At 66.5% G+C, this 3,781-nt stretch carries 1 protein-coding gene; it reads right to left on the reverse strand.

The annotated features are described in order from the left end of the window. Positions 1–548: 548 nt before the first annotated feature. Positions 549–3,710 carry a multidrug efflux RND transporter permease subunit gene (locus H0U68_RS03835; protein WP_296352849.1) on the reverse strand — a complete coding sequence of 1,054 codons (3,162 nt, stop codon included), beginning with the start codon at positions 3,708–3,710 and terminating at the stop codon, positions 549–551. Positions 3,711–3,781: the final 71 nt, after the last annotated feature.

The following is a 3,781-nucleotide window of genomic DNA, read 5'->3' on the forward strand; positions in this document are numbered from 1 at the left end:
GCGCGGGGGCTGGAGCCGGCGCTGGCGCTGGCGCTGGCGCTGGCGCCGGTGCGGGTGCGGGTGCGGGTGCGGGTGCGGGCGCGGGCGTCTTCGAGACGCGACCGTAAGCGTAGGCGGTGGCAAATGCGGCGCAGGCTGGCGCCAACACGAATGCACGACGATGCATTGTGAAAATCCGTATGGTTGTGCGCTCGCCCCTGGACCACGCACTCTTGGCGTGAATCCAGGGCGGCACATCGTTGACTCCTCTCGGCCGCCGAACCCCTATTTGTTTAACTCGGCTGCCGGTCCCCGCAGGGTTTTCCCCTGTGGCAAAACGGATTCTGCTAATGGCTGAGTCAACCCCTGTGGCGTAGGAACACGCCTACGTTCAAATCAGGAAACTTTGCCAACTTATTCCGACGCTCCGTAACCACTGGTTAATGAATCGTGAAATAGGTAGTCATTTCAGTTTAAGAAACCACTATGGTTGAGTAACAAGCGGTAGATACACCCAAAAAAAAGCCCGGCACGCGGCCGGGCTGGATGACATGAAAAATATCTCGATTTCAGGCGGACTGCGCCCCTGTGGCCTGCTCGTGCGCAAGCCGCGCCTCGCTGCGAAGCTCTTCGGTGGAGCGCCGCTCGCGCAGGCGCCGGTCCACCAGCACCCGGAAGAACCAGGGCACGAAGAAAATCGCCAGGAAGGTGGCCGCGAGCATGCCGCCCATCACCCCTGTACCCACCGACACCCGCGCGCCGGCACCCGCGCCATGCGAGAAGGCCAGCGGCAACACGCCCAGGATGAAGGCCAGCGAGGTCATCACGATCGGCCGGAAGCGCAGCCGCGCGGCTTCCAGCGCGGCTGCCGAGGCCGTCATGCCTTCGCTCACCTTCAGAGAGGCGTATTCCACGATCAGGATGGCGTTCTTGGCCGCCAGGCCCAGCAGCGTGACCAGGCCGATCTGGAAATACACGTCGTTGGTCATGCCGCGCATCCACACCGCCGCCAGCGCGCCGAAGGTGCCGAACGGCAGCGCCAGCAGAACAGACAGCGGCAGCGACCAGCGCTCGTACTGCGCCGACAGGATCAGGAACACCATCACCGCGCCCAGCAGCAGCGCGATGCCCGAGGTGCCGCTGGAGCGCTTCTCCTGGAACGAGGCGCCGCCCCAGTCGTAGCTGAATTCCGGCGGCAGCGTTTCCTTGGCGATGCGCTCAACCTCGGCAATGGCCTGGCCCGAACTCACCCCGTGCGCGCCCTGGCCGAACAGCTTGACCGCCGGCAGGTTGTTGAAGCGGTCCAGCGACTCGGGGCCGGCCGAATAGCGCACGTTGGCGATCGCCGAGACCGGCACCATCTCGCCCTTGTCCGAGCGCACCCACATGCGGCCGATGTCGTCGGGCTGCTTGCGGTAGGACGGGTCGGCCGACATCAGCACCTGCCAGGTGCGGCCGAACTTGTTGAAGTCGTTGACGTAGTAGGAACCGAGCGTGGCCGACAGCGTGTCGAACACGGTGTCCACCGGCACGCCCAGCGCCTTGGCGCGCGAGCGGTCCACGTCCACGTACAGCTGCGGCGTGGAGGCGCGCCACAGCGTCTGCACGCCGGCCAGCAGCTTGCTCTGCGCCACGCCGGCCTGGAACTTTTGCGTCACCTCCGACAGGCGCGCCGCGCCGCCCTCGCCCCGGTTCTGGATGTAGAACTCGAAGCCGCCGGCGTTGCCCAGGCCGAAGATCGGCGGCGGGTTGAAGGCCAGCACCAGCGCCTCCTTGATGCCGGCGGTCTTCATGAACAGCTCGCCCACCAGCGCCTGCACCGGCACCTTGCGCTCGTCCCAGTGCTTTTGCGTCACGAAGATGGTGGCCGCGTTGTTGCGGAAGCCGCCGCCCAGGAAGTCGAAGCCGGCGAAGGAGATCGCGTCCAGGTTGTTCGGGTTGGACTTGATGACCTGCAGCACCTCGTTGACCACCTTGTCGGTGCGCTGCAGCGAGGCCCCGTCGGGCAGGATGACCGCGGCGATGTAGAAGCCCTGGTCCTCGTCGGGCACCAGTGAACCCGGTGTCACGCGCCACAGGCCTGCCGTGACCAGCACCATGCTCAGGAACAGCAGTGCCGCGATGCCGCCGCGCCGGATGATGAAGCCCACGCCCGTGGTGTAGCGGCGCGTGATGCTGGTGAAGCCGCGGTTGAAGGCGGCGAACACCCGGTTGTCGCTTTTCTGCTCGCGCTTGAGGATCAGCACGCACAGCGCCGGGGTGAGCGTCAGCGCCACGATGCCGGAAATCACCACCGCGATGGAGATGGTGATGGCGAACTGCCGGTACAGCTCGCCGGTGAGGCCGCCCAGGAAGGCGATGGGCACGAACACAGCGCACAGCACCAGCACGATGGCGATGATGGGCCCGGTGACCTCCAGCATCGCCTGGATCGCGGCCTCGCGCGCGGGCATGTGCTCCTCGTGCATCAGCCGCTCGACGTTCTCCAGCACCACGATGGCGTCGTCCACCACGATGCCGATGGCCAGCACCATGCCGAACAAGGTCAGCGTGTTGATCGAGTAGCCCAGCATCAGCAGGCCGGCGAAGGTGCCGATCAGCGACACCGGCACGGCCAGCGTGGGGATCAGCGTCGCGCGCCAGTTCTGCAGGAAGATGAACACCACCAGGAACACCAGCACCATGGCCTCGGCCAGGGTCTTGATCACCTCGCGGATCGACACTTCCACGAAGCGCGTGGTGTCGTAGGGGATGGAATACGTCAGCCCCGCCGGGAAGCGCGCCGCCAGCGTCTTGGTGACGGTTTTGACCTCCTTGGCCACGTCCAGCGCGTTGGCGCCCGGCTGCAGGAACACGCCGACCAGCGTGGCCGGCTGGCCATTGATGCGGCCGATGAAGTCGTAGTCCTTGCCGCCCAGCTCCACCCGCGCCACGTCGCGCAGGTGCACGGCCGAGCCGTCCGGGTTCGAGCGGACGATGATCTCTTCGAATTCCGCCGGCTCGGTCAGCCGGCCCCGCGTGGTGACGGTGTAGACCAGCTCCTGCGGCCCGCCGGTGGGCGACTGCCCGACCTTGCCGGCGGCGAACTGCGCGTTTTGCTCGTTGATGGCGCGTGCGACGTCCGAGGTGGTCAGGCGCAGCTGCGCCAGCTTGTCCGGCTTGAGCCAGACGCGCATGGCGTAGTCCTTGGCGCCGAAGATCTGCACGTTGGTCGTGCCCGGCACGCGCTTGAGCTGGTCCAGAACGTTCAGGGTGACGTAGTTGCTGGTGTAGATGTCGTCGTAGCGGGCGTCGGGCGAATAGAACGCCAGCACCTGCAGGAACGACGAGGAGCCCTTCTCCACCGTCACGCCCTGCCTGCGCACTTCCTGCGGCAGCTTGGGCTCGGCCTGCTTGACGCGGTTGTTGACGTTCAGCGCGGCCTGGTTGACGTTGGTGCCGATCTCGAAGGTCACCTGGATCTGCACCACGCCGTTGCCGGCGGACGTGGAGCTCATGTAGAGCATCTTTTCCACGCCGTTGATCGCGTTCTCGATCGGCGCGGCAACGGTCTGCTCCAGCACCTGGGCGCTGGCGCCCGGGTAGACGGCCTGCACCGTCACCACCGGCGGGGCGATCTCGGGGTACTGCGCGATCGGCAGCGAGCGCATCGCGGCCAGGCCGGCGATGGTGATGAAGATGGACAGCACCGCCGCGAAGATCGGGCGGTCGATGAAGAAGCGGGAGAGCATGCGGTCCGGCCCCTTCTTACTTCGACGCCGTCTTGGCGGGCGCGGGCGCGGGCGCGGGCGCGGGCGCCGGC

This window comes from Ramlibacter sp. (genome assembly GCF_013697775.1).
Lineage (GTDB): Bacteria > Pseudomonadota > Gammaproteobacteria > Burkholderiales > Burkholderiaceae_C > Ramlibacter.